General features: G+C 70.0%; 27 protein-coding genes. 6 read left to right on the top strand and 21 right to left on the bottom strand.

The features are described 5' to 3' along the window. Positions 1 to 75 precede the first annotated feature (75 nt). The 5 genes from ACFXI3_RS26490 to ACFXI3_RS26470 all read right to left on the bottom strand — a co-directional run bounded on the left by ACFXI3_RS26490 (position 76) and on the right by ACFXI3_RS26470 (position 4,848). Entirely contained in the window at positions 76 to 705 is a 630-nt protein-coding gene (locus ACFXI3_RS26490) for a response regulator transcription factor (RefSeq protein WP_344264755.1), read from the bottom strand. Then, positions 702 to 1,973, bottom strand: coding sequence for a sensor histidine kinase (locus tag ACFXI3_RS26485; protein WP_378402990.1), 1,272 nt, complete (start codon positions 1,971 to 1,973; stop codon positions 702 to 704). The genes ACFXI3_RS26490 and ACFXI3_RS26485 overlap by 4 nt, the downstream gene beginning before the upstream one ends. Before the next feature lie 3 nt (positions 1,974 to 1,976). Further along, complete coding sequence (locus tag ACFXI3_RS26480) at positions 1,977 to 2,711, bottom strand: ABC transporter permease (protein ID WP_378402988.1); 735 nt, start codon at positions 2,709 to 2,711, stop codon at positions 1,977 to 1,979. 10 nt (positions 2,712 to 2,721) lie between these two features. Next, positions 2,722 to 3,630, bottom strand: coding sequence for an ABC transporter ATP-binding protein (locus ACFXI3_RS26475; RefSeq protein ID WP_378402986.1), 909 nt, complete (start codon positions 3,628 to 3,630; stop codon positions 2,722 to 2,724). Positions 3,631 to 3,735: 105 nt separating this feature from the next. Continuing rightward, positions 3,736 to 4,848, bottom strand: coding sequence for a cation diffusion facilitator family transporter (locus ACFXI3_RS26470; RefSeq protein WP_378402984.1), 1,113 nt, complete (start codon positions 4,846 to 4,848; stop codon positions 3,736 to 3,738). Positions 4,849 to 4,963: 115 nt separating this feature from the next. On the opposite strand from ACFXI3_RS26470, the gene ACFXI3_RS26465 reads away from it, so the two are divergent. Continuing rightward, positions 4,964 to 5,344 carry a metalloregulator ArsR/SmtB family transcription factor gene (locus tag ACFXI3_RS26465; protein ID WP_344264739.1) on the top strand — a complete coding sequence of 127 codons (381 nt, stop codon included), beginning with the start codon at positions 4,964 to 4,966 and terminating at the stop codon, positions 5,342 to 5,344. A gap of 1 nt (position 5,345) precedes the next feature. Here the strand turns inward: ACFXI3_RS26465 and ACFXI3_RS26460 are convergent, their stop codons facing one another. Continuing rightward, entirely contained in the window at positions 5,346 to 5,732 is a 387-nt protein-coding gene (locus ACFXI3_RS26460; RefSeq protein ID WP_344264736.1) for a DUF2267 domain-containing protein, read from the bottom strand. Positions 5,733 to 5,804: 72 nt separating this feature from the next. Between ACFXI3_RS26460 and ACFXI3_RS26455 the strand changes: the two genes are divergently transcribed. Continuing rightward, the gene (locus ACFXI3_RS26455) at positions 5,805 to 6,161 is read left to right on the top strand and encodes a hypothetical protein (RefSeq protein ID WP_344264733.1); all 357 of its coding nucleotides are present in this window, start codon (positions 5,805 to 5,807) and stop codon (positions 6,159 to 6,161) included. Between the two features lie 65 nt (positions 6,162 to 6,226). Further along, positions 6,227 to 6,595, top strand: coding sequence for a hypothetical protein (locus ACFXI3_RS26450; RefSeq protein WP_344264730.1), 369 nt, complete (start codon positions 6,227 to 6,229; stop codon positions 6,593 to 6,595). 248 nt (positions 6,596 to 6,843) lie between these two features. On the opposite strand, the gene ACFXI3_RS26445 is transcribed toward ACFXI3_RS26450, so the two are convergent. The 3 genes from ACFXI3_RS26445 to ACFXI3_RS26435 form a co-directional block, all read right to left on the bottom strand. Further along, a complete protein-coding gene (locus ACFXI3_RS26445; RefSeq protein ID WP_378402981.1) occupies positions 6,844 to 8,058 on the bottom strand; it encodes a glycosyltransferase in 1,215 nt (404 codons plus the stop codon). Positions 8,059 to 8,220: 162 nt separating this feature from the next. Then, a complete protein-coding gene (locus ACFXI3_RS26440; protein ID WP_378402979.1) occupies positions 8,221 to 8,781 on the bottom strand; it encodes a hemerythrin domain-containing protein in 561 nt (186 codons plus the stop codon). Between the two features lie 68 nt (positions 8,782 to 8,849). Further along, on the bottom strand, positions 8,850 to 9,308 hold the full coding sequence (locus tag ACFXI3_RS26435; RefSeq protein WP_344264721.1) for a MarR family transcriptional regulator: 459 nt from the start codon (positions 9,306 to 9,308) through the stop codon (positions 8,850 to 8,852). A 75-nt stretch (positions 9,309 to 9,383) separates the two neighbouring features. Between ACFXI3_RS26435 and ACFXI3_RS26430 the strand changes: the two genes are divergently transcribed. Then, complete coding sequence (locus ACFXI3_RS26430; RefSeq protein WP_378402977.1) at positions 9,384 to 10,241, top strand: LLM class flavin-dependent oxidoreductase; 858 nt, start codon at positions 9,384 to 9,386, stop codon at positions 10,239 to 10,241. On the opposite strand, the gene ACFXI3_RS26425 is transcribed toward ACFXI3_RS26430, so the two are convergent. Together ACFXI3_RS26425 and ACFXI3_RS26420 are read right to left on the bottom strand one after the other, a co-directional pair. Further along, positions 10,242 to 11,624 carry an ATP-binding protein gene (locus ACFXI3_RS26425; RefSeq protein ID WP_378402975.1) on the bottom strand — a complete coding sequence of 461 codons (1,383 nt, stop codon included), beginning with the start codon at positions 11,622 to 11,624 and terminating at the stop codon, positions 10,242 to 10,244. A 20-nt stretch (positions 11,625 to 11,644) separates the two neighbouring features. Then, positions 11,645 to 12,319, bottom strand: coding sequence for a response regulator transcription factor (locus tag ACFXI3_RS26420; protein ID WP_344264712.1), 675 nt, complete (start codon positions 12,317 to 12,319; stop codon positions 11,645 to 11,647). Between the two features lie 220 nt (positions 12,320 to 12,539). On the opposite strand from ACFXI3_RS26420, the gene ACFXI3_RS26415 reads away from it, so the two are divergent. Both ACFXI3_RS26415 and ACFXI3_RS26410 read left to right on the top strand, forming a co-directional pair. After that, the gene (locus tag ACFXI3_RS26415) at positions 12,540 to 13,787 is read left to right on the top strand and encodes a glycosyltransferase (protein ID WP_378402973.1); all 1,248 of its coding nucleotides are present in this window, start codon (positions 12,540 to 12,542) and stop codon (positions 13,785 to 13,787) included. Continuing rightward, positions 13,784 to 15,919, top strand: coding sequence for an ArnT family glycosyltransferase (locus ACFXI3_RS26410; RefSeq protein ID WP_378402971.1), 2,136 nt, complete (start codon positions 13,784 to 13,786; stop codon positions 15,917 to 15,919). The genes ACFXI3_RS26415 and ACFXI3_RS26410 overlap by 4 nt, the downstream gene beginning before the upstream one ends. A 40-nt stretch (positions 15,920 to 15,959) precedes the next feature. Here the strand turns inward: ACFXI3_RS26410 and ACFXI3_RS26405 are convergent, their stop codons facing one another. From ACFXI3_RS26405 to ACFXI3_RS26360, 10 genes are all read right to left on the bottom strand, one after another. Further along, positions 15,960 to 16,724, bottom strand: a complete 765-nt coding sequence (locus ACFXI3_RS26405; RefSeq protein WP_344264703.1) for an Asp/Glu racemase — start codon at positions 16,722 to 16,724, stop codon at positions 15,960 to 15,962. Further along, positions 16,721 to 17,767: a leucyl aminopeptidase gene (locus tag ACFXI3_RS26400; protein ID WP_378402969.1), complete on the bottom strand. Its 1,047-nt coding sequence runs from the start codon at positions 17,765 to 17,767 to the stop codon at positions 16,721 to 16,723. The genes ACFXI3_RS26405 and ACFXI3_RS26400 overlap by 4 nt, the downstream gene beginning before the upstream one ends. Positions 17,768 to 17,884: 117 nt before the next feature. After that, positions 17,885 to 18,733 (bottom strand): alpha/beta fold hydrolase, encoded by an 849-nt coding sequence (locus ACFXI3_RS26395; protein ID WP_378402967.1) that lies wholly within the window; start codon positions 18,731 to 18,733, stop codon positions 17,885 to 17,887. A 10-nt stretch (positions 18,734 to 18,743) separates the two neighbouring features. Beyond that, entirely contained in the window at positions 18,744 to 19,403 is a 660-nt protein-coding gene (locus tag ACFXI3_RS26390) for an isochorismatase family protein (RefSeq protein ID WP_378402965.1), read from the bottom strand. Beyond that, the gene (locus tag ACFXI3_RS26385) at positions 19,390 to 20,043 is read right to left on the bottom strand and encodes an SRPBCC family protein (RefSeq protein WP_378402963.1); all 654 of its coding nucleotides are present in this window, start codon (positions 20,041 to 20,043) and stop codon (positions 19,390 to 19,392) included. Before ACFXI3_RS26385 ends, ACFXI3_RS26390 begins: the two co-directional genes overlap by 14 nt. After that, on the bottom strand, positions 20,040 to 20,546 hold the full coding sequence (locus ACFXI3_RS26380; RefSeq protein ID WP_378402961.1) for a (2Fe-2S)-binding protein: 507 nt from the start codon (positions 20,544 to 20,546) through the stop codon (positions 20,040 to 20,042). The genes ACFXI3_RS26385 and ACFXI3_RS26380 overlap by 4 nt, the downstream gene beginning before the upstream one ends. Further along, positions 20,543 to 22,936 (bottom strand): xanthine dehydrogenase family protein molybdopterin-binding subunit, encoded by a 2,394-nt coding sequence (locus ACFXI3_RS26375; protein WP_378402959.1) that lies wholly within the window; start codon positions 22,934 to 22,936, stop codon positions 20,543 to 20,545. Before ACFXI3_RS26375 ends, ACFXI3_RS26380 begins: the two co-directional genes overlap by 4 nt. Then, complete coding sequence (locus ACFXI3_RS26370; RefSeq protein WP_378402957.1) at positions 22,936 to 23,814, bottom strand: FAD binding domain-containing protein; 879 nt, start codon at positions 23,812 to 23,814, stop codon at positions 22,936 to 22,938. The genes ACFXI3_RS26375 and ACFXI3_RS26370 overlap by 1 nt, the downstream gene beginning before the upstream one ends. 25 nt (positions 23,815 to 23,839) lie before the next feature. After that, entirely contained in the window at positions 23,840 to 25,234 is a 1,395-nt protein-coding gene (locus ACFXI3_RS26365) for an MFS transporter (protein WP_344264679.1), read from the bottom strand. Between the two features lie 40 nt (positions 25,235 to 25,274). Then, a complete protein-coding gene (locus ACFXI3_RS26360; RefSeq protein WP_378402955.1) occupies positions 25,275 to 26,543 on the bottom strand; it encodes an FAD-dependent monooxygenase in 1,269 nt (422 codons plus the stop codon). Between the last annotated feature and the right edge of the window lie 404 nt (positions 26,544 to 26,947).

The raw sequence follows: 26,947 nt of genomic DNA, 5'->3' as shown, positions 1-26,947 counted from the left end.
CCTATGCAGCCAACGAATCCGCTTCTACCGCGGCCGCGGCTTCACCCCGTTCGAACTCGCCCTGCACGCCCCGGTCTAGCCCTCCAGCGTCAAATACCCCTGCGCGAACCCCGCGGCCACCGCCGCCGCGCGGTCGTTTACGCCGAGTTTCGCGTAGACGTGCAGCAAATGCGTCTTCACCGTCGCCTGGCTGATGAACAACTGCTCCGCCGCCCGGCGGTTCGTCGCGCCCTTCGCGATCAGCTGCAGAACCTCGACCTCACGCTCTGACAACGGATCCGCCGCCGGTTGCCTCAGCTGTCCCATCAGCCGCGTCGCGACGGTCGGCGACAGCACCGCCTGCCCTTGCGCCGCGGCCTCGACCGCGCGGAAAAGCTCCTCCCGGGGCGCTTCCTTCAGCAGATACCCGGTCGCTCCGGCTTCGATGGCGGGAAGGACGTCGCTGTCGGTGTCGTACGTCGTCAGCACCAGGATCCGCGCGGGGACACCGCGTTTCGCCAGTTCCTTGATCGCCGTCACGCCGTCCGTCCCCGGCATCCGCAGGTCCATCAGGATGACGTCCGGGCGGAGCTGCTCACCGGCGGTGATCGCGGCCGCTCCGTCGGCTGCCTCGCCGACCACCTCGAAGCGCGGGTCGGCGCCGAACATGCCGCGCAGGCCGTCGCGCACCACCGGATGGTCGTCGACGATCAGCAGCGAGATCATCGCTCACCGCCGGCGGGAATGGCGGGAACGGTCGCCGAGATCGCCGTGCCCCAGCCCGGTTCCGATTCGACGTCCAGGCGGCCCGCGAGGCGCTGCACTCGCTGCCGCATTCCGGCCAGTCCGAAGCCGCCGTTCGTGGAACCGTTGGCGCGCTTGGCATTCGGCTCGAAGCCGACGCCGTCGTCGCGGACATCCAACGTCACCACATCCGGCATGTAGGACAGGGTCAGGCCGACTCGGTGCGCCCGCGCGTGCTTCGCGACGTTCGACAGCGCTTCCTGCGCGGTCCGCAGCAACGCCACCTCGACGTCGGTGTGCATCGGCCGCGCGTCACCGGTGGTGGTGAGCACGGCGTCGACGTCGTTGGCGGCCGACCAATTCCTGGTCACCTCGCCGATCGCCTCCGGGAGCCGGGCTTCGGCGAGCACCGACGGCCCCACGGACTGGACCGTCCGGCGGGCTTCGACCAGGCTTTCCCTCGCCAGGTTCGTCGCGGTCGCCAGGTGGCGGCCCAGCACCGCCGGCTCCGCCGCAGTCTGCTCCGCGGCCTGGAGTTGAGTCAGGATTCCGGCCAGGCCCTGGGCGAGGGTGTCGTGGATTTCCCGCGCCATCCGCTGCCGTTCGTCCAGCACCCCGGCCTCGCGGGCCTGGACCAGCAACCGCGCGTGCAGCCCGGCGTTCTCGGCCAGCGCGGCCTCCAGTTTGAGATTCACCTCGTGCACTTCCGCCAGCGCCTGCTTCTGCAGTTCATTCCGCCGGTAAGCCATTTCCACGAAATAAAACACGGCTCCCGCCAGCGCGACCGAAAGCACGCTGACGCCCAGCCACGCCCACCACAGCTTCTCGGCGCTGATTCTGGAGATTCCGCCGAGGAACGCCATCGCCGAGATCACCGCGGTGGCGGCTGCGCCAGCGTAACGCCAGCGTCCCGTCAGGTACTCGAAAGCCTGCGGGTAGCCGACGAAAGCGAAGAGGCAGTACCACGGCGCGAGTGCCGCCAGACCCGCCGCGATCGCCAGCAGACCGGCGTAATACCCCGCCATCAGCGAACGATTCCGGTGCCATTCCGAATGAAACGAGTGAAACCACAGCAGCAAAAGAACGGCCGCGGCGGAAAGCTCGAGAACAACCGGAAGGTGCTCGGGCAGTTGCAGCAACGTAATGGTCACGCTGATCGCGAGAAGAACATAGGGCAGCGCGGTGAAAGTCGCCGCCTGTGCTTGTTCCCAGCGGTCGAACTCTTCGCGCAGATCCCCCTCGATGCCCACCAGTCACTCCCAGCGGAAATACCGTGCGGCCAAGCCCCCGGCCGCGACGAGCCACCCTAGCATGACTCCGAGGTGCAGCAGCTGCGGCCAATTCCCGGAAGCCGTGTCCTGCAATGCTTGTACGCCCGCGCCGAGCGGTGTCAGGTCGCTGATCGTCAGCAGCACCTGGTTCATGCTCGCCCGCGGCACCCAAAGCCCGGCGAAGAACACGAGCGGGAAGAACACCAGCGACCCGACCGCGCTGGCGCTCTTGGCCGATGGCGCCAGCGCCGCGACCAGCAGGCCGATCGCGAACAACGCCAGCGCCAGCAACGCGAAGCTGAGCACGTACGCGAGCAGTTGCCGAGGCAGGCCGACGTCGAAAGCCAGCTGCCCCGTCACGACGATGACCAGCGTCGAGGCCGCCGAAAGCACCACGGCCATCAGCAGTTGCGCACCAAGCATGGCTGTCGGCTTCACCGGCGTGAGCCGCATTCGCCGCAACACGCCCTTCTCCCGGTACGAAGCGAACAGCTGTGACAAACCGCTGAGCGAGAACAGCGCAACCCCCATCGCGACCACGACCGGCAGGTACCGGCTGATCATCCGGACCCCGTCCGGGCCGGGTTCGCGCAGAGCCGGGATCAGGCCGAGGACGCCGAACAGGATCGGCGAGAAAGCGAGCGCGAAGAACACGACGATCGGCTCGCGGAAGAACAGTTTCGTTTCGGCGGCGGCGAGCCGGACCAGTGCGGGCACCGGGATCTCCTCAGGATTCGATGGAACGGCCGGTGAGTGCGACGAACGCGTCGTCCAGCGTGGTCTGGTCCACCCGCAGGTCCACGACGGCGAACTGGTGGCGGGCGAGCGCGGCGGTCACCGCCAGCAGCAGGTTTCCGGTCCCGGTCACGACGATCTGACTGCCCGCCCGCTCGACGGCGGCGACCTCCGGCAGCCCGGTCAGCACCGCGTCGTCCAGCGGCGCGGACGCGCGAAACCGGATCCGCTGCCGATCGTCGACCCGCGACACCAACCCGGCCGGGCTGTCCACCGCGACGACCTGACCAGCGTCGATGACCGCCAGCCGGTCGCACAGCCGCTCGGCTTCCTCCATGAAGTGCGTGACCAGCAGGATCGTGACGCCGCGCGCGCGGATGCGCTCGACCAGACCCCAGACGTCCCGGCGGGCCTGCGGGTCGAGTCCGGTGGTGAGTTCGTCGAGCACCGCGACCTTCGGATTGCCGAGCAGCGCGAGCGCGATGGAAAGCCGCTGTTTCTGGCCGCCGGACAATCGGCGGAACTGGGTGCCGAGTTTGCCGTCGAGAGTGAGGATCTCGGCCAGTTCGCGCCAATCCGCCGGGTCGCGGTAGAACGAGCTGTACAGCTGCAGCGCCTCGCCGACTTTCAGTTTGTCCGGCAGTTCGCTTTCCTGGAGCTGCCCGCCGAGCACCTGACGCAGTTCGCCGTCGTCACGCTGCGGGTCGAGGCCGCAGACGCGGATCGTCCCGCCGTCCGGCCGGCGCAGCCCTTCGACGCACTCGACTGTCGTGGTCTTGCCGGCTCCGTTCGGGCCGAGAATGCCGAAAATCTCGCCCGGTTCGACGGCGAAGCCGACTCCGTCCACCACGGCTTGCCCGCCGTACCGCTTGACGAGGTTGTCCACCTCGATGATTGCCATCCTTCAACCGTGCCGGGCGGTGCCGGTGCGGCGAATCGACTGCGTGGCCAGACTTTCCGGCCAGCCGGGGCGGAGCGGCGGATCAACCGATCGGTCGATGCGCAGTCAGCCGAGGTGGACGGCCTCCGCGCCGACAGCCGGTTCGACGTGCACCGCCGCCGCGGTCAGCCGGGGCACGGTGGTGATCAACTGGTGCTCCAGGGTGTGCGCCAGTTCGTGCGCTTGCTCGACGGTGAGCGTATTGGCGACCTGGACGGAAAGTTCGGCGCGCAGGCTGTGGCCGATCCAGCGCATCCGGACCTCGCGGACGCCCTCCACTCCGGGCACCGTCGCGGCGGTCCGCTCGGCCAGTTCGACGGTCGCCGGATCGACGGCGTCCATCAGCCGCCGGAAGACTTCCTTGGCCGCGTCGCGCAAAACGAACAGGATCGCGACCGTGATCAGCAATCCGATCACCGGGTCGGCCGCCGGGAAACCGAGGGCGACGCCGATCGCGCCCAGCACCACCGCCAGCGAGGTGAAGCCGTCGGTGCGGGCGTGCAGGCCGTCGGCGACCAGGGCGGCGGAGCCGATTTCGCGGCCGACAGTGATCCGGTACCGGGCGACGAGTTCGTTTCCGGCGAATCCGACCACGCCTGCCGCGGCGAGCACCCAGAGCTGTTGGACCGGGTGCGGGTGCAGCAGGCGGTCGATCGCTTCGTAGGCCGCCAGTGCCGCTGATCCGGCGATGATCAGCACCACCACGACTCCGGCCAGATCCTCGGCGCGGCCGAGGCCGTAGGTGTAGCGGCGGGTCGCCGCGCGGCGGCCGAGGGCGAAGGCGATGCCCAGGGGCAGGGCGGTCAGGGCGTCGGCGAAGTTGTGGATCGTGTCGCCCAGAAGGGCTACCGAACCGGTGACGGCCACCAGGGCCAGCTGGATGACGGCGGTACCGAACAGGGCGGCGAACGACCAGGTCAGCGCCCGGATGCCGCGTTGGCTGGTTTCGAGGGCGGTGTCGAGGCGGTCGGCGCTGTCGTGGCTGTGCGGGGTGAGGAAGTGCTTGACGCGGTGCCGCCACGTCCCGTCACCGGAAGGCTGACCGTGCCCGTGCGCATGTCCGTGCCCGTGCGCATGTCCGTGCCCGTGACCAGGAGCGCGGTCGCGATCGGAAGCCCGCTCGTGCGCGGGACCGCGGCCGTCCTCCGGCCGCGGACGATCATCGCGCAGCTCTGCCATCAGCAACTCCCGGGATCCTCGAACGCCTCTCGCGACCGGGCGAACGGACCGGTCGGCTATCAGCATACCTGCGCAGATGCGCAGGTAGTCGAGAAGGGACGGTAGCATGCGGGACATGCACTCCTCCCTGCCGGACTTCGACATGCCTTCCGACGAGCAGGTCCACCTGGCCGCGGAAAGCTTCCGCCTGCTGTCGGACCCGACGCGGATCAAGGTGCTCTGGGCGCTCCTGCAGGGAGAATCGTCAGTGGCCTGCCTTGCCGAGCTGGCCGGGGCCGCGCCGACCGCGGTCAGCCAGCATCTGGCCAAGCTCCGGCTCGCGGGCCTGGTCAAGGGCCGCCGCGAGGGGACGTTCGTCTACTACTCCGCCGCGGACGAGCACGTCCGCGGGCTGCTCGCCCAAGCGCTGCACCACGCCGACCACGTGGACCGCGACATCCCGAGCGAGCCCGGCGGCCACGCCCAGCCGCACCGGCCCCGGATGCGGAACACCTGAGTCACGCGACCCGCAGCCGCTCCGCTTCCACCAGCTGCCGCAACGGTTCCGGCAGCACATCCCACACCTCGTCCGCGACGTGCACCGTCTCCCGGCTCAGCACGTCCAGCACCACACCGGCCCGATGGAGGGCCTCGGGATCCGTCAAGTTCCCGCGCTCGGCGATCCGCTCCACGAAATCCGCCAGTTCGAAGCCTCCCTCGACCGGACCGCCGCCCGGGCGCAGGTCTTCCGCCAGTTCGGACGGCAGCTGCGCGGCCAAGCTCGCCGCCGCTTCCGGGGAAATCCGTTCGGACAGCGTCCGCAGCACCGCGTGCGCGACCAGTTCGGCGTCACGGGATTCCGCGAGGCAAGCCCGTCTGCGGATCAGTTCGACGATCTCGTTCATCGTTCCCGGATACCCGCGGCAGCGGTCCGCAACCGTCCGGTTAGCCGTGCCACCACCGGGTATCAGCGATACATGGACCATTCAGCGACGTCTCCCGCACCAGCCGAGCAAGCGCAGGCCGCACTGCGCCGGCTCCGTCGCGAAGCCGGCGCCGGCGGCTACGAATCCCCCGCGGAGCTGTACCGGACGCTCGGCTCGCTGAGCCTTCTCGCCGACGACCTCTCCGAACTGCTCCCCGACCTGTGCGGCCAGCTCGAGGGCGCCTTGCTCGCCGGACGCGTGCGGCATCGCGCGGCCGACGCGCAGGAAGCCTGCGACGCCGTCGCCTCGGCCGCGCACAGCATTTCGGTCGCCCGCTTCACCGCGCTGCTGGTCGGGCAGGAAATCCAGAAGGCGCAGACCGCGATCCGCGACCTCGCCGCCGCCTGACGCCGTTTTGTCCCGTTCCACGCGGGTACCCGGCCAGGAAAGCGTTGCACGGAGAAGGGAGCACGATGGCCGACCGCGATCCGGCAGAGCCCGAAACGCTCGATCCGTCCGAGGCCCTCGACGAGGACGAACTGCGGGTCGACCCGCTGGAGGACGGCGTCGAACCCGCCGAACGCTGGAGCCCGGCGACCCGGCAGGCCACGACGCCCGCCGAGGCGCGCGAAGGCGCACCGCTCGGCCGCAGGCTCGCCGAGGAACGGCCGGACGTCCAGCCCGAACAGAACCCGCCTGACGACGAAACTCTCGCGCGGGCGGAAGCGGCCCGCGCCGTCGCCCCGGACGAGGATCTCCCGCAGCGCCGGGCGGATCCGGATCCCGGCGAACAGGCGGACGAAGCGGGCGGTTCCGTCGCGAAATCACTTCGCGAGGAGTAACCCGCCGCGGGCCGTGCCGGAGAGGAGTTCCCATGCCGGCGGTCACCACGCCCGTCCGGTCGTCGCTGTGCTCGGGCTGGTTTACCTGGGCCTCGGCACCGCCAGGTTCTTCGTCCCGGAAACCACGCGCGTCGTGTGGATGTTCAGCTCCAGCGCGGTGCTGAACATCGTCCACACGGCACTGGGCCTACTCGGAATTTTGGCCGCACGCAAGCTTTCCGGAAGAACGAGCGTGACGGGCACGGAATTCACTGCACCGCAGCAGCCCATCCGGACTCTTCCATCGGCATGGCCTTCTCGTACACCCGCACGGTTTCCGCCGCGATCCGGTCCCACGAATACCGCGCCCGAACCCGCTCCAGGCCTGCCGTCCCCATGGCCTCCAACTCGGCGGGTTCGTCCAGCAAAGCCCGCAACCGAGCCGAAAGCCGGGCCGGATCGCGCGGCGGCACCAGGCGTCCGGTGATGCCGTCCACCACCGTGTCGGCCAAGCCGCCCACTGCGGCGGCCACCACCGGCACTCCGCACGCCATCGCCTCCAGCGGGACGATCCCGAACGACTCGTACCAGGGCGTGCACAGCACCGCGTCCGCCGAACGCAACAACGCTGGCATCTCGGCACGGCTCACCTGACCTGCCAGCTGCACCCGATCAGCGACCCCGAGCCGCTCCGCGAGCCGCCGCAGCCGCTGCGCCTCCGGATGCCGCGAGAGCGCCTCGGAAGGCGGTCCGCCCGCGATCACCAGTTCGGTGTCCGGCACCCGCGGCAAGGCGGCGATAGCCAGGTCGAATCCCTTGCGCGGCACCAACCTCCCCATCGACACCAGCCGCTTGGGCGCGGTCCGCGAAGCCACCGGGCCGCCGGTGCCGAACCGGTCGAGGTCGACCCCGCACGGCACCACCGAGATCCGCTGCCGCGGCACCCCCTGGCGGGCCAGTTCGAACACCTCGTCCGAGCAGCCCGCGACGATCCGGCCGACCTGTTTGCCGACCATCCGCTCCAGTCGCATCCGGTCCGGCGGGCTCGTGTCGCCGTCCCCCAGATTCCGCCGCTTCACCACCCCCAGCGTGTGAAACGTCTGCACTGTCGGCACCCCGGCCTCGCGCGCGGCGAGGACGGTCGCGACCCCGGACGTCCAGAAGTGCGCGTGCGCCACGTCCGGCGGCTCCTCCGTCCACCGGTCGCGCAGCCAGCTCCCGAATTCCCCCAGATACGGCACAATTTCGGCCTTCGGCAACCGGCGAGCCGGGCCTGCCGGGACGGGCACGACGCGGTAACCGGCCGGGACGTCCACCGCAGCAGGTGCTTCCGCGTCGTCGCGTCGCGTGTAGACAGTCACGTCGTGCCCGCTGCGGACCAGCGCCGCGGAAAGGCCCGCCACGTGGACGTTCTGGCCGCCCGCGTCGTCCTCCCCCGGTGCGGCGAGCGGGCTGGCGTGTTCGGCCACCATCGCGATCCTCATCGGGCTCCTTCCGCGGCGGGACGGTCTCGGCAGGCAGGCGCACCAAGACGGCGTCGGGGCATGGGCCTGGTTAGCCGCGCGAAAGCGACGTTAAACCAGGCTCGCTATCGGGTACCCGCAACGGTTTCCGTCGAGCGAAACACTCGCGCACGCCACGGCCGGTCAGCTCTTCCGCCCGGTCAGCGCGTCGCGGATCTTGTCGACGAACGCCGCGCCCGGCGCGAGGACCAGATTGGCCGGCGGGGTGCTCGGCGCACCCGGATGCGGCCTGGTCGGCGCGATCTTCTTGGCCGCCAGCACCCGCTCGCCGAGCCGGTCGAGTTCCTCGGCGGAACAGGCTTCCCGCAGCCTCGGCAAGAGGTCGGTTTCCTCCTCCTTGATGTGATGGCGGACGTCCGCGATCAGCTTGCCGAGCAGCTCCTCGAACTCCGGTTCGCCGGGGTTCTTGCGCTCCAGCTGCTTCATGACCTTCTCGGCTTCGGCGTGCTCCTCGATCTCGTGGTCGGCGATCTCGTCGCCGTCGTCGAGGTACTTGCGCGCGGCCGGGTACATGAGCTGCTCCTCCGCGACGGAATGTCGGACCAGCTCGGCGATCACGTGGTCGACCACGTCTTTCCGGTTGCCCGCCGCGGGTGCGCCCTCGAGTTCGGCGAACACCCGCTCCACGTCGCGGTGGTCGTCGGTGATCACGGTGATGAGGTCGGTTCGGGTGGATCCGGTCATGCTGCCTCCTCGGTGTCGGGAAGGCTCCGGTTACCCGTTGCGCCGCAGGGCAATCACCGGAAACGGAACTACTCGGTCCCCGCCTGTGCCCGGTCGTCCGCGACCACCACCCGCCGCAGCAAGGAAATCAGCGTCTCGCGTTCCTTCGCCGACAGTTCGGCGAGCAACACGTCCTGCGACCGGCCGGCCTCCCGTTTCAGCTCTCCCGTCAGCGCCTTCCCGGCTTCGGTGAGCGTGACGCGCTGCCGCCGCCGGTCGTCCGGATCGCGTTCGCGGCCGACGAGGTCCCGGCGTTCCAATTCGTCCAGATAGCCGACGAGGTGGCTGCGGTTGAGCCCGAGCCGGTCGGCGAGCGCGTGCTGTGCCAGCGGGCCGAAGTCGGAAAGCCCGGCCAGCACGGCGAAATGCGGCAGCCGGAGACCGCGCTTCTCGAGCGCGCCCGCCAGTTCCCGGCGTCCGATCCGCGCGACGTGCCCGGCGAGGTACGACGGCAGCGCGAGCAGGGTCGGCGGGCGCAGTTCGTCCATTACGGGATCCTACCTGCTGGACGTCATTTGTTACTTCATGTAATCATGTCGTCATGACACGATTTCGGGCGACCCATGCCTGACTACGGCCACGACCTCCAGTTCGGCGTCATCCTCCTGCCGGAAGCCGCCGCCCCCGACACCGCGATCAGGCTCGCCGAAGCCGCCGACACTGCCGGGCTCGACCTGCTCAGCGTGCCGGACCACCCGTATCGCCCGGACCTGCTCGACGCGTGGACCGTGCTGAGCGTCGTCGCGGCGCGCACCGAACGGCTGCACGTGTTCCCCAACGTCGCCAACCTGCCCCTGCGCCCGCCCGCCGTGCTCGCGCGCTCGGCGGCGAGTCTCGACCTGCTCACCGGCGGCCGCGCCGAACTCGCGCTCGGCGCCGGTGCGTACTGGGACGACATCGCGGCACAGGGCGGTCCGCGGTACACACCCGGCGAAGCCTTCGACGCGCTCACGGAAGCGATCGAAGTCGTCCGTGCATTGTGGACACCCGGGCCGCCTGCCACCGTGTCCGGCACTTATCACCGGCTCACTGGCACTCCGCCGGGCCCGTTCCCGGCGCACCGGATGGAAATCTGGCTCGGCGCGCTCGGCCCGCGCATGCTGCGCCTGATCGGCCGGGTTGCGGACGGCTGGCTGCCGAGCATGACTCGCATCCCACCGGGCCGGCTGCCCGCCGCGAACGCGCTCATCGACGACGCCGCACGGAAAGCGGGGCGCTCCCCCGGCGAGATCCGGCGGTTGTACAACCTCCCCGGGATTCCGTCCGGCAGCGCCGCCGAATGGTCCGAGCAGCTCGCCGAACTGGCGCTCACCCACGGGATGAGCGCGTTTCTCCTGTCCGTGGACTCGGCCGACGCCGTTCGGTTGTTCGCACAGGAGATCGCGCCGCGGGTCCGCGAACTGGTGGCCGCGCGCCGGTAGTCAGCCGCGGATCCCGGGCGGCAGCGGCGAACCCGCCACGACCACGGGTGGCACCCGAACCACCGCAAGTGCTCCCCGTCCGGACGGCGGGTCCTCGAAGCGCGCGTATCCGCCGTGCGCGGCCGCGATGTCGGCGACGATCGCCAAGCCCAGTCCCGATCCCGGCAGCGACCGAGCCTCCGGCGCGCGCCAGAAGCGGTCGAACGCCGAGGTCCGGTCCGCCGCGGCCACGCCCGGGCCCTCGTCGGCCACCGCCACCAGCCCCGGTTCCGAACACACCGTCACGGCCGAACCGGCGGGCGAGAACTTGATCGCGTTGTCCAGCAGGTTCAGCACCATCCGTTCCAGCGCGCCCTCGTCGCCGCAGACGTGCCATTCGGCGCTCCGCACGTCGAAGGTGTGCTTGCGCGCGCGGCTCGACGCCCGGCGGACGGCGTGCCGGACGACCGTGCCCATGGCGACGTCGGCGTGGTCGAACTCGTGCTCGTCGCGGGCGAGCACGACCAGTTCGGTGACGAGGTCGCCGAGTTCGCCCGCCTGCGCCTGGAGCCGGTCGAGCAACCGGCCGCGGTCGCCGTCGGCGAGTGCGCGGCCGGTGTGCTCGCTGCGCGCCAGCAGGTCGATGTTGGTGCGCAGGCTGGTCAGCGGCGTCCGCAGCTCGTGCGCGGCGTCGGTGACCAGCGCGCGCTGCCGCCTGCGCGAATCGGCCAGCGCGCCGGTCATCGCGGCGAACGCGCGGCCGAGGCGGCCCACCTCGTCGCGGCCGGACACGGTGACCGGAAGGTCGAGGTCGTGGGTGCGGGCGATTTCCTCGGCGGCGCCGGTCAGCCGCGCCATCGGCCGCAGCGTGCGGCGGGTCAGCAGGAGCCCGGCCGCGGCGGCGAGCAGCGCGCCCAGCACCGAAACCGCGATCAGGATGGTGCGCAGGCCGGCGAGCGTGCTGTCGACCTCGGCGAGGCTGCGCGAGATGACCAGCACGTTCCCGTCGCTGAAGGGACCGAGCAGGACCCGGACCGGAGTGCCGGACCGCGTGTGGCCGTCCCGCAGGGTCACCGTGCGCGCGGCGAGGTCGGCCGGGTCGACGACGACCGAGTCCACGCCGGGCGGCGCGCAGACCGAGCCGTCCGCTTTCAGCAGCTGGACGCCCTCCAGGAACCGCTGCAGCGGTCGGCCGGGGGTGCCGCGGCGGCAGAGATCCTCCAATCCCGGCTTCGGCACCGATGGATCGCCCTCGCCGGGCGGCGGCCAGCCGCCGAGCAGGGTTTCGTCCAGCTGCGTGCGGAGACTGTGCTCTGTGGACAGATAAGTGACGGTGCTGATCGCCGCGATCGCGACCGCGACGATCGCCGCGGTGATCAGCGCGACCCGGCTGCGCAGCAGCATCCGGGGCTCCCGAGGCCGCCTCACGGCGCCCGCAGCACGAATCCGACACCGCGCACGGTGTGCAGCAGCCGGTCCGCCCCGCCCGCCTCGGTCTTGCGCCGCAGATACCCGACGTAGACGTCGAGATTGTTGGTACGGCTCGGTTCCCGCCCCCACACCGCCTGCCGCAGCCGGTTCTTGGTGAGCACCTTCTCCGGCGCCTGCAGGAACACCGCGAGCAGATCGAACTCGGTCGGCGTGAGCTCCAGCCGCCGCCCGGCGCGGGTCACCTCGCGCGTTTCCGGGTCGAGTTCCAGATCCGCGAACCGGTGCACCGCCGAACCCGGCGCGGCGCGATTCTGCTTCAGCAGCGCCCGTACCCGCGCCAGCAGTTCCTCCAGCGCGAACGGCTTCACGAGATAGTCGTCGGCGCCGGAGTCGAGGCCGGTGACCCGATCGCCCAGCGCGTCCCGCGCGGTCAGCATGAGCACCGGCAGCCGCTCCCCCGCCGCCCGGATCCGCCGGCACGTCTCCAGTCCGTCGATCTCGGGCATCATCACGTCCAGGATCACCAGATCGGGCCTGGCCGCCCCGGCGAGCGCCGCCACCGCCGCCGCGCCGCCCGCGGCCACGGCGACGTCGTAGCCCTCGAAAGCGAGGCTGCGCTGGAGGCTTTCCCGCACGTCGGGGTCGTCGTCCACCACCAGCAGCCGCATCCGCCCGGTCCCTTCCGCGCCGTGAGCCTCCCGAATCGGGCCGAGGCTACGCGGTCAGCCTGTGCGGAACCTGTTCGTCCCACGACCGGGGAAAGATCAGCTTCTCACGATCCTCTCAGGTTTTTTGCAGGTCTTTCTCACGACGACCGCGCCACGGTGAGACGCAGAGCGGTCACACAGCGTCGTGCACGGCCGGAAACCATCCCCGAACGGAGGAAGCATGTCGGTCGGCGCGACCAGAGGGTTGACCACGTCCCCCGAACCGGGGGCGGCGACCGCGACCGTGGACATCGTCATCCCGGTCTACAACGAGGAACGCGCCCTCCCCGGCTGCGTTCAGGTCCTGCGCGAGTTCCTGCGCCGCGAATTCCCCTTCGAGTGGACCATCGTGATCGCGGACAACGCGAGCACGGACCGGACGCTGGAGGTCGCCGAGGCGCTCGCCCGCGACGACAAGGCGCTGCGGGTGCGCCACCTCGACCGGAAAGGCCGCGGGCTGGCGCTGCGCGAAACCTGGCGGGCGAGCACCGCCGACGTCGTGGTCTACATGGACGTCGACCTCTCCACGGGCCTCGACGCCCTGCTCCCGCTGGTGGCTCCCCTGGTGAACGGCCATTCGGACCTGGCCATCGGCTCGCGGCTGGCACCGGGGGCGCGCACCGTGCGCGGGCCGAAACGCGAGTTCGTCTCCCGGTGCTACAACAAGATGATCCGGCTGAGCCACGGTGCTCGGTTCTCCGACGCGCAGTGCGGGTTCAAGGCCGCGCGCACCGACGTGCTGCGCCCGCTGCTGGACCATGTGCGGGACGACGCGTGGTTCTTCGACACCGAACTCCTGCTGCTGGCCGAGCACAACGGGCTGCGCGTGCACGAGGTGCCGGTCGACTGGGTCGAAGACGCCGACAGCCGCGTCGACGTCGCCAAGACCGCGCTCGACGACATCCGCGGGCTGATCCGGGTCGCCCGGGCCAAGGCCGCGGGCACGGCGAAGGTGCCGGACCTGCCCCGCCGTCCCGCGCCGAGGGCCGCGCACCCGGACGCGGTGCTGAGCCCGCCGGGCGGCGGCCGGTTCTGGGAAATCCTGTCGTTCGCGGTGATCGGCGTGCTCTCCACGGTCGCGAATCTCGCGCTGTACGGGCTTTTCCGCCTGTGGTGGCCGGTGCTCGCGGCCAACCTCGCCGCGCTCGTGCTCACCACGCTGTTCAACACCGAGGCCAACCGCCGCTTCACCTTCGCCGGCGCGGGCACCCCGCGCCGCAAAGCGCACCTGCAAGGATTCGTGGTGTTCGGCCTCTACTACGCCTTCACCTCGGCCGCGCTGCTCCTGCTGCACGCGCTGGTCGCCGAGCCGGGCCGGGCGCTGGAACTGACCGTGCTGCTCGCGGCCTCGGTGCTCGGCACCGCGGGCCGGTTCGTGCTGCTGCGCACCTGGGTCTTCCGACAGGACAACGGAAAGGACGAAGAATGACAGTCGACGCCCCTTCAGCGGCGCCGGCCGAAACCGCCGCCCCCGCGAACCGCTCGCGATGGCGGCCGTGGGCGCTCGCCGTGATCTGCGCGGCCGCCGGCGCGCTCTACGCCTGGCGGATCGGCGGCGGGCAACTGGGCAACAGCTACTACTCCGCGGCTGTGAAGTCCATGACCGGCAGCTTCTCGAACTTCCTTTTCGGTTCGTTCGACCCCTACGGCGTGTTCACTGTGGACAAACCGCCGATGTCCCTGTGGCCGCAAGCGATTTCGGCGTTGATCTTCGGTTTCCACGGCTGGGCGCTGCTGCTTCCGCAGGTGCTCGAAGGCATCGCGGCGGTTTTCCTGCTGCACCGCACCGTGCGGCTGTGGGCCGGGGAAAACGCCGCGCTGCTGGCCGCGTCGATCCTCGCCCTCACGCCGATCACCGTGGCGATCAACCGGGACAACAACCCGGACACGCTGCTCGTGCTGCTGCTCGTCGCCGCGGCCTACGCGTTCACGCGCTCGGCGCGGGTCCACACGAGCCGCGTGCGCACCCGGTGGCTGCTGTGGTGCGCGTTCTTCGTCGGCTGCGGGTTCGTCACCAAGATGATGCAGGCGTGGATCGTCCTGCCCGGCTTCGCGCTCGCGTACTTCGTCGGCACCTCGGCACCGGTCAAACGGCGGCTGCTGGACCTGCTCGGCGCGGCCGTCGTGCTGGTCGTGTCCTCGTTCTGGTGGACGGCGCTGCACGACCTGTGGCCGGGCTCGAAACCCTATATGGGCGGCAGCACCGACGGCACCGCGCTGAACCTGATCTTCGGCTACAACGGTTTCGGCCGGATCTTCGGCGGCGAGGGCAACTTCGGCCCCGGAGGAGGCGGCCCGCGCGGCGGAGACCTGCCCGGCGGCATGGAACTGCCCGCGGGCATGACCCCGCCGCCGGGCGGCGCCGGCGGCATGTTCGGCGGCGAGACCGGTCTCGGCCGGATGTTCAGCAGTTCGGTCGGCGGGCAGATCTCCTGGCTGCTGCCGCTGGCGCTGCTGGTCCTGGTCGTCGTCGCGGTGCGCGGCCTCCGGCGGAAGCAGCCGGGCGACCCGGCCCGGCGGGCAGGCTGGTTCGCTTGGGGCAGCTGGCTCCTGGTGACCGGCGTGGTCTTCAGCTACGCGCAGGGGATCTGGCATCCGTACTACACGACCATGCTGGCCCCGGCGATCGCCGCGATCTGCGCGGCCGGGCTCACCGGGTTCTGGCGCGAGTACCGGCAGGGCTCCGGCTACGGCTGGGTGCTGCTGCCCGCGGCCGTCGCACTCACCGCTGGCTGGGCGTTCGTCCTCGCCAACCGCGATCCCTCATGGCACGGCTGGACCCGGTGGACAGTGCTGGCGGTCGGCGTGGTCGCCGTCCTCGCGCTCGTGCTGGGAAAGCTGACCGCGGCGCGGAAGGCGATCCTGACCCGGGCGTCGCTGGTGCTGGCGGTCGTCACGGTGCTGTTCGTGCCTGCCGTGTGGTCCGCCGCGACAGCCGCCACCGGCGAGAGCATGGGCGGCATGCCTTCGGCCGGACCGGGCGGCCTCGGTTTCCCCGGCGGATTCGGCGGGATGCGGATGCCGGGCGGCGGGCGCGAAGCGGGAATCCCCGGGATGCCGGACGCCGCGGAGTTCCCCGGCGGCCCGGGCGGGATGCCGAGCGGCCCGGGCGGCGCGCGGAAGCCAGGCGGAATAGCCGATTTCATGAACGGCAAGCTCACCGACGACCAGCGGCGCGTCCTCGACTACGCCAAGCAGCACAGCGGCGGCGCGGAGATCACCCTCGCGGTGGACGGCTCGGCCATGATGTCGTCGAACTTCATCATCGGCTCCGACGAGACCGTGATCGGCATGGGCGGCTTCCTCGGCAGCGACGATTCGCCGTCGGTCGGCCAGCTCCAGCAGTGGACCGCCGAAGGCAAGCTCAAGTTCGTCCTCGGCGGCGCCGGCGGCATGCGCATGCCGGGAATGCGCGGCGGAGCCGGGGAAAAGCGGCAGGAGTGGATCAAGCAGCACTGCACCGCGGTCGATCCGGCCGCTTACGGCGGAAAACCGGCCTCCGCGCAGCCGGAGGCCGGGCCGATGGGCGGAGCTCAGACGCTCTACCAGTGCCACGCGTGAAAACCCGCAGGGGCAGGCCGAAGTCTGCCCCTGCGGGCCGCTAACCGGCCGCCGGAACCTTCCCGCTCAGCAGATGCCCCGCGTTCGGCACCTCCGGCGCAACCCCCAGTTCGGAGAGAATCCGGAACGTCGTAGCCGTAGCCGCCGACAGCACCGGAATCCCCACCGCATCCTGAACCGGCTGGATCGACGGCAGCGACGGCATCTGCACACAAGCCGACAGCACCAGTGCGTCCGCCCGCGAAAGGTCCAGTTTCCGGTAGTGCGCAAGCAGATCCGCCGGATCCAGCCGCGCCACCGCGAGGTTGTCGGGCACCTCCAGCGAGAGCGAATCGACCACCTCGACGCCCGCGTCTTCCAGGTACTCGATCACCGCCTGGGTCAGCGGCTTCATATACGGCGTCACGATCGCGACCCGCTTCGCCTCCAGCGCGGCGATCCCGGACAGCAGCGCGCCCGCCGACGAAACGACCGGCGCGTCCGAGCCTTCCGCGCGCAACGCCGACGTGATCGAATCCTCGGCGGTGCAGTGATAACCCGGCCCCTGCGCCATGATCGCGACCAGGCACGCAGTCGCCACGACGTCGGGCCGCGCGTCCGCCAGTTCGGTCGCCGCGCGCTCCGCCTGGGCATTCATGGCGCGCAACTGCTCCGGCGTCACGTGCTGCATCCGCGCGCGGGCGGAATGGAAGACGAACCGGTCCTCCGGGTACTGCTCCTCGCGGGCGCGCAGCATCCGCGGCAGCTCGGTTTCCATGGTCAGGTTGGAGCTCGGGACGATCATCCCGATGTGGTGGTCGGTCATCGCTTCGCCGCCGGGCGCATGTCCTTCACGGTCAGCTCGCCCGCGTCGACGATCAGCTCGTCGTCGAGGTACAGGCTGTTGCCGCGCATCGGGATGTCGAAGTGGCACGCGGTGTCGTTCGGGCCGCCGAGTTCGTTGTTCGGGCCGATCGAGAACATGACGTTGCCGTAGAAGCTGCGCAGCTCCATGCCCATGCCGCCGGGGAACTGGGTCAGGCCGTGCCAGTGCGCCCGCTCGTCGAGGCCCCAGCCGACGTGCGACATGCCGTAGCCGCGCGGGTCGTGGAACGATTCGATGTAGCTGCTCAGCAGGTCGGCGTCGAGACCGGACGAGCCCGCGCCGCCGCGGATGTCCTGGATGAAGCCCTTTTCGATGGTCAGCTCCACCGGCGTCTGCACGTAGGTGTTGAACGGCAGCAGCACGTCGCCGGGCGCGAGCACGATCTTGCCGTCCACGCCGTCGTCCGAACCGCCGGTGAAAACGAACGCGGCGGGCCAGTGGTCCCAGCGGCCGGCCTGGTCGGTGTAGCCGTACTCGCTCATCGTCGGGTACACGCCCAGCTGGTAGGTGACGTCCGTCCCGTGTGGGCTGGTGATCCGCATGGTCTTGGCCTTGGCCAGCAGTTCCGCGCCGATCTCGACGCGCTCGCGCAGCTCCTTCGTCGGCATCAGCCGGGCCAGCAGCTCGGGCGGCTCGACGGCGGTCAGGATCCGCGTGCCGGCCGCCTGGATCGCGAACTGCTCCTCGCTGAACAGCAGGAACGTGCAGTCCACGACCATGTCGGCGGCCTTCAGCGCGTCCACCGCGAGCGGCAGCTGGTCAAGGCCGGATTGCCCGACCGCCCACGCGTCGGACGCGCTCGCCGGCGACGGCAGCCGCATGTGATAGGTCGCCGCGCCGAGCTGCTGGGCGGCCCAGAGGAAGGCGTCCGCGTACTCCGCGCGCTCGGCGCCGCGCGTCAGCACGACGACCGTCTCCCCCTCGTGCACGCCGGAAAAAGTCAGCTGGCGCAAGCAGATGTCGTTGAACAGGTTCTGGTCCATGGCGACCTCCTTTATTGTCCGAATACGGATTATCCGAGTACGCAGAATCGGGGAAAGTCCGTGAGGGGAACCCTGAGGGACTCTGAGTCCCTGAGGGTTCCCCTCACGGACGGCGGATCAGGTGCGAGCGGCGAGCAGGTCTTTCAAGGTCGAGCGGAGGGCGTGGAGGGCGGGCCCGGGTTCGTCCCAGAAGATCATGTGCCCAGCTCCCGCCACGGCCGCCAGCGGATGCGGCGATTTCTCCAGCACCGAGACGTCCGCTGAAGTCACCACCGGGCTCTCCGCGCCGTAGAGCAGCACGGCCGGCCCGGGCAGGTTTTCCCACAGCGGAAGGAATTCCTCGGATTCGAAGCCCGCGTGGGTAGCCGCGATGGCGGCACGGGAGCACGACGCGAGCCATCCGGCGCGCAGTTCCTGTTCCCGGCGCGGCCATCGCGGCCACGAGGCGGCGACCTCGTCCGCGTCGGTTCCCCGCCGCGCTTGGTCCAATTGGGACTCGAAGACCGCCAGCGAGGTCGGGTACGGGCGTCCGGGACCGCTCATCGGCGGGTCAGCGAGGACCGTGCCCGCGATACGGCCGGACAGCGCGGCTTTGGCCGCGATCCGCGCGCCCATCGAGTGGCCGAACAGCAGCGGCTTCGCCAGCTGAAGCTGGTCGATGACCGCTTCGACGTCCGCAGCGTAGGCGTCGAGGTCGTAGCCGGGCCCGTCGTCGGACAGGCCCCGGCCGCGGATGTCCAGCACGAGCGGGCGGACCAGGTCGGTCAGCTCGCGGGCGACGAAGTCCATGGTGATCGCCGGGCTGGTGATGCCGGGCAGGATCACGAGCGGGACGCCGTCGGCCGGGCCGTAGTCGAGGACGTGCAGCCGGACTGAACCAGACCGTACCCAGACGCTCTTCGCCGGGACGTTCGCCAGTTCGGCGAGCGCGGGCTGGGTCAGCACCCGGTCGGAAACTGAAGACATACGGCAACTCCTAGCGGGCTTTGGCGAGCAGCTCGACGCCCTCGCTCAGGCCGATCACGTCGGCGTATTTGGCTTGCAGGTCAAAGAGAGCGGCGTCGTGCGGTCCGCGCGCACGATCGCCGCAGGCTTCACGGACGACGAGCGTGTTGAAGCCGGATTGGACGGCGTCGACGGCGGTGGCTCGTACGCAGCCCGAGGTCGTCGCGCCGCAGACCAGCGCGGTGTCCGCGCCCAGGCCGGTGAGCAGCGCGGCGAGACTCGTGCCGTGGAACGCGGACGCGCCCTTCTTGACGATCAGGTGGTCGGTGTCGCGCCGTTCCAACCGGGGATCGAGCGCGACTTCGGCGCTGCCGTCGCGGAGGCTGCGCATGCCGGGAGCCTTGCGCAGCCACGCGATGGCGTCGCCGTCCGCCTCGGCGGCGGTGTAGCTGATCGCGGTGTAGACGACCGGCGCACCGCGCTCGTGCGCGGCCCGGACCAGCGCGCCGGCGGCCTCGACCTCGGCGGAAAGGTCTGCGCCGGAAGGGAAATCCGGTTCGGTGAAGCCACGGGTCAGGTCGACCACGACCAGCACCGGCGCGGTTCCCCTCGGCACCGCGGCGCCGAAACCCGCACGGGCGTAGGTCTGGTCGGTCTCGGAGCCGTGCAGTCCGTTTTCAGGCGCGTTCACGCAGCAGCTCCTTGATCAGTTTGTGCTGCGACCGGACCCGGCCCAGCAACCAGCCCTGGAACAGCCCGAGCGCGCCCGCCGCGACGACCGGGAGGTAGCGCTTCGCGTTCGGCGGGAGCAGCATCGCGAGGCCGTCGAGCGAATCCGAGGCCGGCGCAGCGGCCGTCGTGGCGCGGGCCGGAGCGGGTGCGGTGCCGCCGTTTTCCAGCAGCTGGCCGAGATTCTGCGCGAACTGCTGCAGGATCCGGTTCGACACCGTGCTGATCGCACCCTTGCCGAATTGCGCGATCTTGCCCCGCACCACGAGATCCGTGTGCAGATTCAGCGACGATCCCTTCGGCCCGGGCACCAGGGTCAGCGTGACGTCCGCTTCCGCGTCGCCGTTGCCGTGGCTGTCCGCGCCTCGCGCCGACAGCCGCAGCCGCCGCTCGTCCTCGGCGATCTCGGTGAACCGCACCTTGCCCGCGTACGCGGCGCTGACCGGGCCGACCTTGAACTTGACCTTGCCGAGGTAGGACTCGCCGTCCCGGCCCTCCAGCACCGCGCCGGGCAGGCAGCCCGCGACCCGCTCGACGTCGTTGAGCAGCGCGAACACCGTGTCCGGGTCGCCGGGAAGGTCAAGGGTGTTCTCGAGAATCATCGGACAGCGTCCTCTTTCTTGCCGGATTCCGCGGACCGCTGGGCGGCGGTCGCCTCGATCGCGTCCACAATGGTCTGATAACCGGTGCAGCGGCACAGATTCGACGACACCGCTTCCCGGATTGCCTCCCGCGTCGGCGACGGTTCCTGCGCGAGGAATCCTTCGGCGAGCATCAGGAATCCGGGTATGCAGAAACCGCACTGCAACCCGTGGTGTTCCGAAAACGCCTGCTGCAAATCGTTCGGTTCCTCAGGCGTGCCAAGGTCTTCGACGGTCCGGATCGCGCAGCCTTCCGCCTGCACGGCGTACATCAGGCAGGCGCGCACCGGCTCGCCGTCGACCAGGATCGTGCACGCCCCGCAGATGCCGTGCTCGCAGCCGACGTGCGTGCCGGTGAGGCCCACGTTGTGCCGCAACACATCGAGCAGCGTCCACCGGGGTTCGACGAGCAGTTCGTGCTCCTCGCCGTTCACGGTCAGGACGATCAGCTGTTTGTCGGTCATGCGCCGGTTCCCGCTTTCTCCCGGTCGGCCGCGGTGAGCGCGGCGAGGACGGCTTCGGGGTGGATCGGGGTCTGCTCCAGCTGGACCCCGGTGCGCCAGAGGAGGTCGTTGACCGCGTTCAGCACCGCCGCGGGCGCGCCGATCGTGCCGCCCTCCCCGGCTCCCTTCGCGCCGCTTTCGGTGAAGGCGCAAGGGGTTTCGAGGTGGTCGACGGTGATGTCGGGGATCTCCGCGGCGGTCGGCACGAGGTAGTCGATGAAGCTCGCCGCCGACGGTTCGCCGTTCTCGGCGTAGGTGACCTCCTCGAACAGCGCGCCGGCGATGCCCTGCGCGATGCCGCCGCGCGCCTGACCGTCGACCACCTTCGGGTTGATCACCACACCGCAGTCCTCGACACAGGCGTAGCGGAGGATTTTGACCTGGCCAGTGCCCGGATCGGCTTCCACCACGACCGCGTGCGTGGCGTTCGAGAACGTGCCGTCGCCGGGAACGTCGAACGCGGCGGTGGCGGTGAGCGTCGGCTCGGCCTCCTTGGGCAGCAGGTGGCTGCGCAGGTACGCGACGTCGGCGATCTCCTCGAACGAAAGCCGCCGGCTGGGGTCGTCGAGCTGGATGACGCCGCCGTCGCCGTCGAGGCCGACGTTCTCGACGCGGGTGTCCAGCAGGTGCGCCGCGATGACGCAGAGCTGCTCGCCCAGCCGGGTCGCCGCCGTCGCCACCGCGGAGCCGCCGATGGTGACCGATCGCGAGGCGAAAGTGCCCCAGCCGTAGGAAATCCGCTCGGTGTCGCCTTGGCGCAGCTTGACCTTGGCGAGGTCGACGCCGAGCCGTTCCGCGACGATCTGCGCGAACGTCGTTTCGTGGGACTGCCCGTGGTTGATCGTGCCGCTCGTGACCACGACGGAGCCGGTGAGGTCCATCCGGATCTCGCTCACGTCGAACCCCGGGACGACGGTCATCTTCCGCTTCGCGAACGCCTCGGAGCCGTAGCCGGTGCGCTCGGAGAAGCAGCTGAAGCCGATGCCGAGGTGCGGGTTCTGCTCGCGCCGCTCGTACCAGCCCTCGTCGCGGAGGATCTTTTCGCCCAGCTCCAGCGATTCGAGGTAGCTGCCCGGGTCGTAAGTCACCTTGTTGATGCCCGTATACGGAAACTCGGTGATCACGTTCCGACGCCGGATCTCCACCGGGTCGAGGCCGAGCCGGCGCGCGGCCAGGTCCATGATCCGCTCCATCACCATGACGTACTGCGGGCGGCTGACCCCGCGATACGGCGCGGTCGGCGCTTTGTTGCTGGTGATCGCCCTCGCCCGGACGCGATACGCCGGAACCCGGTACACCGACGGCATTTCCGCCGCCGCCATCAGCGGTTCGATGCCGACGGTGAACGGATAGCACGAGTACGCGCCCATGTCGCACACGATGTCGGACTCCAGCGCGGTCAGCTGGCCGTCCGGAGTGAACGCGGCGCGCGTGCGGTACCGCTGCTCGCGGGCGAGGAACCCGGACGCGAGAGCTTCGCTGCGGTCCTCGATCCACTTCACCGGACGCCGCAACAGTTTCGCCGCCGCCGCGACCGCGATTTCCTCCCGCCCGACCACGCACTTCTGCCCGAAGCCGCCGCCCATGTCCGGGACCACCACGCGCACCGAACGCTCCGGAATCCGCAGCGAACGCGCCAGCACGGTACGGACCTGGTGCGGCACCTGGCTGCAGGTCTGGACGAGAAGCTGCTCGTCGCGGTCGTCCCAGGACGCCACCGCGCCGCGCGTCTCCAGCGGCAACGCGTTCTGCCGCCCGCTGCGGGTGACGAGCTCGATCACGCACCCGTCCGCGAACGCCTCGTCCACGCCCGGAGTGTCGAACGACGTGACATCCAGCAGCACGTTGCTCGGCGCGTCCTCGTGCACCAACGGCGCGTCCTCGGCGAGCGCGGTCTCCTCGGACACAACGGCGTCGAGGACCTCGTAGCTGACCTGCGCGGCCTCGATGCCGTCCTCGACCGCGTACGGATCCTTCGCGATGACCAGCGCGACCGGCTCGCCGACGAACCGCACCTTGCCGCGCGCGAGGATCGGCATCGTCGTCGGCGTGAACTCCTCGGGCGGACGGTCCAGCAGCGCGACCATGTCGCCGAGCTGCAGGTCTTCCGCCGAATACGCGGCTACGACGCCGTCCACCTCGCGGGCGGCGCTGAGGTCGAGTTCGGTGATCTTGCCGTGCGCGACGGTCGCGCGCACGAACCCGGCGTGCAGCATGCCGTGGAGGTGGATGTCGTCCACGAACCGTCCGCGGCCGGTGACCAGCCGAGGATCCTCGCGGCGGCGCACGGACGCGCCGATCCACTTGCCGCCCCGGCCGTCGAACCGGGGTTCTTCTGGCGTGCTCGCCATTACCGGTCTCCCCTCTCCCACGCCTGACCCAAACTCCGCGCCACCAACGTCCGCGTCAGCGCACGCCGGTAATCCGCGCTGCCCTGCGCGTCTCCCCGCGGATCGATCGCCTCCGCCGCCGCCCGGCCGCAAGCCGCGAACAACTCCGGCCCCGGCGCCCCGCCCGCCAGCACCGCCTCGGCCTCCGGCACCCGCAACGGCGCGGGCGCGACCCCGCCGAGCACCACCCGGCCGCCTTCCAGCGAACCGTCCGCGCGAGGTTCCAGCGTCACCGCCGCCGCGACCGTCGCGAAATCCCCAGCCCGCCGGGAAAACTCGGTCAACGCCGCCTTCGGCGCCGCCCGGGTGAACCGGACTTCGGTGACCACCTCGTCCGCCTCCACCGCGGTCGCGTAGAAGCCGTAGAACATCTCCCCCGCCGGGATCTCGCGGCGGCCGTTCGGGCCTTCGGCGACGATCACCGCGTCCAGCAGCAGCGCGAGCATGCACCACTCGGCGGTGGCGTCGCCGTGCACGAGGCTGCCGCCGACCGTGCCGCGCGACCGGATCGGCAGGTGCCCGACGTACCGCATCGCCTCCGCCAGCACCGCGAAATCCGGGCCGAGCTGGGCTAGCTCGACCTGGCGGTGCGTCGTCATCGCGCCGAGGCGGAGCGCCGAACCAATGTGCGCGATCTCGGTCATCCCCGGCAGGTCCCGCAGCCGTCCGAGGTCGACCAGGTCGCTCGGGCGGGCCAGGCGGAAGCTCATCATCGGCATCAGGCTCTGCCCGCCCGCGATCGCTTTCGGCTCCCGGCCTCGCGCGGCGAGGTCGGAAAGCAGGCCGACGGCGTCGGCGACGTCGTGCGCCCGGTGGTAGGCGAACGCGGCGGGCTTCATGCAATTCCCTTTCTGCTGCCGAGAATCAGACTGCGTCCATTTCGGACTGGTGCGGCGCGGGCGCGGTCTCGCTGTCGAGGTGGTCCAGTTCCCGGCCCCGCGTTTCCGGCGCGCAGAAGACCATGAAGACCACGGCCCCGACGACGAGCAGGCCGAGCAACGTGAACGTCAGCGGCAACCCGAGCACCGGCCACAGCACGCTGCCGAACAGCAGCGGCGCGAACCCGGTGACCGCCCGGCTGGACGACGAGGCCCAGCCGAAGCCCGACGCGCGCAGCTCCGTCGGGTACAGCTCGGACACGAAGGCGTACATCACCGGGATGACGATGAGCGAGAACAGCCCGAACGCGCCGATCGCGACCACCGCGGCCCCGGCCGAGCCGAGCACCAGCGAGAAAATCACCAGCGTGACCGCGGCGAGCGGCCCGGCCGCGGCGATCACCCGCTTGCGGCCGATGCGGTCCACGAGCAACACCGCCACCACGACGCCGACGATACCGAGCGCGTTCATCAAAGTGGTCGAAGCGAACGCGGCGATCTCCCCGAAGCCCTGTGCCTTGAGGATCGAGGGCATCCAGCTCAGCGCGGCGTAGTACACCAGCATCACGGTGATGAACAACGCCCACGCGACCCCCGTGACCTTCGGGTTGTACGCCCACACCCGGCGCAACTGATCGACCGCCGCGAACAGCCCGCCGCCGCGCTTGTCCTCCTCGATCGCCGGCGGAATCCGGTACTGCTCCTTCGGCGCACCGGTGCGCTCGACGAGATCGTCGATGACCAGCCGGGCTTCCGCCTCGCGTCCCATGCGCACCAGGTACAACGGCGATTCCGGAACCCCGCGCCGCGCCCAGAACAACAGCACCGCGGGCAGGATCATCAACACCAGCATCCACCGCCAGTTCCCGGAAACCGGAACCAGCAACGTCGCCGACGCCCCCGCCAGCGTCGTGCCGACCGGCCACCAACCGTCCATTGCGGACAGTACGCGCCCGCGTTGCTTGCGCGGCGAAAACTCGCTGACAATGGCGTAATCCACCGGAATACACCCGCCGAGCCCAACTCCGGCAAGGAACCGCAGCAGCAGGAACACCTCGATGTTCGGCGACAACGCCGCGAACACCGAGAAGAAAGCGAACAACAGCAACGTAATGCTGAACGCGCGCTTGCGGCCGATCCGGTCCGCGACCGTCCCCCAGGCGACCGCCCCCACCGCCATGCCGATGAGATTGGCGGTGGCGACGAACCCCCGCTGCGTGGCCGACAGCCCGAATTCCGTTCCCACCAACGGGGTGAGGAATCCGTTCAGGGCCACGTCCCAGGCGTCGAACATGTAGCCGAGCCCGCCGATGAGGAAGATCTTGCCCTGGACGCGCCAGCGCCACGGCAAGTCTTGGACCACCTGGTCTCCGGTACGCATAGCCTTTGCTCCTTTGCGAAGTCTGCGTGGGCCGTTCGTGCTATCGGGCGAACTGGTAGTGAATGGATTCGTTGTCGGGGTCGCCCAGCGGGGTTCCGTTCCACAGCCAGTCGTAGGACACATCTGACTCGCCGTCGAAACTGCGCAGCTTTTCGTCGCGCTCGCGCTGCTCCGGGCCGTCCGGGAGGTGGTAGAAACTCATGTTCCGCAGCGATGCGTCCTGAACCATCCCAGCATGTTTCGCGCGCCGGTGCACGTACCGGGTCAGTGCGTTGTCGATCCCGTCGCGGGTAGCCTGCCCCAGCTCCTCCGCGAGAACCGCCCCGTCCTCCATCGCCTGCGACGCCCCTTGCGCCTGGTACGGAAGCATTGCGTGACAAGCGTCCCCGAGCAACGCGACGCGCCCGTCCACCCACACCGGATCGCGACGCCGCCGGTACATCGCCCAGACCGAGACGTCGTCCTTGGCCTTCGACAGCATCGCCGGCACGCGATCGTCCCAATCGGAATACTCGGCCGCGAGCTGCTCCGCACTGGCCGGCGCACTCCAGTTTTTCTCGACTTCCTCCGTGCACGGCACAATCGCCACCACGTTCAGGTATTCACCGCCGCGGATCATGTAATGGACGAGGTGTTTGTCCGGGCCGTACCAGATCGTGGAGTGATAGCGGTCGACCAGGAACCTCGTCGCCGGATCCGCTGCGATCGAATCCCCAGGGATCAACGCCCGGTACGCCATCTCGCCGGAGAACGCGAGGGTGTCGTCGAATCCGGCTAGATCCCTTACCGCAGAACGGATTCCGTCCGCTCCCACGACGACGTCGCCCTCGAACCGCCGCCCGTCCTCGGTGATCACGGCGGGCCGCTCCGGATTGCCGCGATCAAGCTCGACCACCTTCGCCGCAGTCGCCACCTTCACGACCGGCCCCGCACCTTCGGGGTCGATACACGCCCGCAGGAGAACGGAATGCAGATCCGCCCGGTGGTAGTGCCAATACGGTGCCCCGTATTGCTCGACGACCCGCTGGCCGAGCGGCAACTGCGCGATGATGCTGCCGTCAGCCCAGCGTCGCCGGACCTGGTCCTGCGGCTCGCACCTGACCTTCTGAAGCTCGGCCCGCAACCCCAGCCCGATCAGGATCCGGCTGGCGTTGGGCGCCGTCTGGATCCCGGCCCCGATTTCGCCCAGCTGCGGTGCCGCTTCGACCACGGTGACCCGCAACCCGCGCTGCCGCAACGACAAGGCGGCACACAGCCCGCCCAACCCGCCGCCGGCGACCACTACCTCGAACGACTGACTTGCCGCCACCTGACCTCCTACCGCTAGCCGCTTCCGGCAGATCCTCGCCTCGATGTCCTCGCCTTGAATGCGGTTAATCCGAACACGGATTATCCGAACACGCAATAGTCGGTGGGGAAGTTTTGTTGGGCGGGGGTGGTTTGGGTGCGTTGGGTGGTGGGGTGGTTACCGGGTGAGGTGGTGTTGTGGATTCGCGGCGGATACTTCGGACGACTCAGGGGGCGTTCCGGTTGGACCGCATTGAGGGGAACTTTCGGCTGGACTGGCGTTGTGGAGCGGCTCCGGTCGGGTTGGCCGTGCGCGGCGGTTCTTGAGGGTTCGGCTCGCGAAACCGTGGTTGCGTGGGGCACCCCGAAGTTTGATTGTCCTGACGGCCTGGGGGTGCTTGTCAAGGCGGGAAAGATGCCTTGACA

The sequence above is a fragment of the Amycolatopsis sp. NPDC059235 genome (assembly GCF_042754125.1).
GTDB lineage: Bacteria > Actinomycetota > Actinomycetes > Mycobacteriales > Pseudonocardiaceae > Amycolatopsis > Amycolatopsis albidoflava.
Note: the sequence above shows the minus strand (reverse complement) of the source record. Positions and strands in the feature narration are given on the sequence as shown.

Coding starts and splice junctions, on each gene's coding strand:
- ACFXI3_RS26400 (WP_378402969.1), bottom strand. CDS start 17,767: ATGGACCAGAACCTGTTCAACGACATCTGCTTGCGCCAGCTGACTTTT.
- ACFXI3_RS26455 (WP_344264733.1), top strand. CDS start 5,805: ATGGACCATTCAGCGACGTCTCCCGCACCAGCCGAGCAAGCGCAGGCC.
- ACFXI3_RS26380 (WP_378402961.1), bottom strand. CDS start 20,546: ATGACCGACAAACAGCTGATCGTCCTGACCGTGAACGGCGAGGAGCAC.
- ACFXI3_RS26460 (WP_344264736.1), bottom strand. CDS start 5,732: ATGAACGAGATCGTCGAACTGATCCGCAGACGGGCTTGCCTCGCGGAA.
- ACFXI3_RS26415 (WP_378402973.1), top strand. CDS start 12,540: ATGTCGGTCGGCGCGACCAGAGGGTTGACCACGTCCCCCGAACCGGGG.
- ACFXI3_RS26490 (WP_344264755.1), bottom strand. CDS start 705: ATGATCTCGCTGCTGATCGTCGACGACCATCCGGTGGTGCGCGACGGC.
- ACFXI3_RS26465 (WP_344264739.1), top strand. CDS start 4,964: ATGCACTCCTCCCTGCCGGACTTCGACATGCCTTCCGACGAGCAGGTC.
- ACFXI3_RS26405 (WP_344264703.1), bottom strand. CDS start 16,724: ATGACCGACCACCACATCGGGATGATCGTCCCGAGCTCCAACCTGACC.
- ACFXI3_RS26425 (WP_378402975.1), bottom strand. CDS start 11,624: ATGCTGCTGCGCAGCCGGGTCGCGCTGATCACCGCGGCGATCGTCGCG.
- ACFXI3_RS26450 (WP_344264730.1), top strand. CDS start 6,227: ATGGCCGACCGCGATCCGGCAGAGCCCGAAACGCTCGATCCGTCCGAG.
- ACFXI3_RS26445 (WP_378402981.1), bottom strand. CDS start 8,058: ATGAGGATCGCGATGGTGGCCGAACACGCCAGCCCGCTCGCCGCACCG.
- ACFXI3_RS26375 (WP_378402959.1), bottom strand. CDS start 22,936: ATGGCGAGCACGCCAGAAGAACCCCGGTTCGACGGCCGGGGCGGCAAG.
- ACFXI3_RS26385 (WP_378402963.1), bottom strand. CDS start 20,043: ATGATTCTCGAGAACACCCTTGACCTTCCCGGCGACCCGGACACGGTG.
- ACFXI3_RS26440 (WP_378402979.1), bottom strand. CDS start 8,781: ATGACCGGATCCACCCGAACCGACCTCATCACCGTGATCACCGACGAC.
- ACFXI3_RS26370 (WP_378402957.1), bottom strand. CDS start 23,814: ATGAAGCCCGCCGCGTTCGCCTACCACCGGGCGCACGACGTCGCCGAC.
- ACFXI3_RS26430 (WP_378402977.1), top strand. CDS start 9,384: ATGCCTGACTACGGCCACGACCTCCAGTTCGGCGTCATCCTCCTGCCG.
- ACFXI3_RS26395 (WP_378402967.1), bottom strand. CDS start 18,733: ATGTCTTCAGTTTCCGACCGGGTGCTGACCCAGCCCGCGCTCGCCGAA.
- ACFXI3_RS26365 (WP_344264679.1), bottom strand. CDS start 25,234: ATGCGTACCGGAGACCAGGTGGTCCAAGACTTGCCGTGGCGCTGGCGC.
- ACFXI3_RS26410 (WP_378402971.1), top strand. CDS start 13,784: ATGACAGTCGACGCCCCTTCAGCGGCGCCGGCCGAAACCGCCGCCCCC.
- ACFXI3_RS26475 (WP_378402986.1), bottom strand. CDS start 3,630: ATGGCAATCATCGAGGTGGACAACCTCGTCAAGCGGTACGGCGGGCAA.
- ACFXI3_RS26420 (WP_344264712.1), bottom strand. CDS start 12,319: ATGCGGCTGCTGGTGGTGGACGACGACCCCGACGTGCGGGAAAGCCTC.
- ACFXI3_RS26470 (WP_378402984.1), bottom strand. CDS start 4,848: ATGGCAGAGCTGCGCGATGATCGTCCGCGGCCGGAGGACGGCCGCGGT.
- ACFXI3_RS26435 (WP_344264721.1), bottom strand. CDS start 9,308: ATGGACGAACTGCGCCCGCCGACCCTGCTCGCGCTGCCGTCGTACCTC.